This is a genomic window from Pelistega europaea (assembly GCF_013133775.1).
In the GTDB taxonomy this organism is placed as follows: Bacteria; Pseudomonadota; Gammaproteobacteria; order Burkholderiales; family Burkholderiaceae_B; genus Taylorella; species Taylorella europaea.
On sequence record NZ_JABGBO010000027.1, the window covers coordinates 1 to 675 of the forward strand.

Annotated in this window: 1 protein-coding gene; it reads right to left on the reverse strand. The window is 41.2% G+C overall.

Annotation, left to right across the window (positions count from 1 at the left end):
• Positions 1-141 precede the first annotated feature (141 nt).
• On the reverse strand, positions 142-675 hold a 534-nt coding region (locus tag HKX40_RS10565; RefSeq protein ID WP_171589538.1), incomplete at its 5' end, for a class II fructose-bisphosphate aldolase.

Below are 675 nucleotides of genomic sequence, written 5' to 3' on the forward strand. Positions count from 1 at the left end.
AAAAAGATGCAGTCTATTTTACACCAATTAGTTACCGTTGAAATGTAATAAGCCAACTATCCTTACAGACAGTTGGCCTATTTCTCAATAGCTATCACTCATCTTTTTAACAAAAGAGATGATTCATTTCACAGCCGCGACTTATTTCACTTGTTGTGCTAATTCACCTGAAGCATAGCGAGCTGCCATATCCACTAAAGAGATAGACTTAATTTTGCTTGCTTGACCTGCTGCACCAAAGGCTTCATAGCGTGCAATACATAAGCGTTTAGCCGCTTCACGAGCAGGTTTATTAAATTCACGCGGATCAAATTTAGATGGGTTTTCGGCTAAGAAACGACGAATTGCACCCGTCATAGCTAAACGAATATCGGTATCAATATTGACTTTACGCACACCATATTTAATCGCTTCTTGAATTTCTTCTACAGGCACACCGTAAGTTTCTTTCATGTCGCCACCAAACTGACGAATTTCCTCAAGTAACTCTTGGGGAACACTTGATGAACCGTGCATTACGATATGGGTATTCGGTAAACGTGCGTGGATTTCCTTGATGCGTTGGATAGAAAGAATATCCCCTGTAGGTTTACGAGTAAACTTGTACGCACCATGGCTAGTACCAATCGCAATCGCCAAAGCATCTACTTGAGTTTGGCGAACAAAATCTGCCGC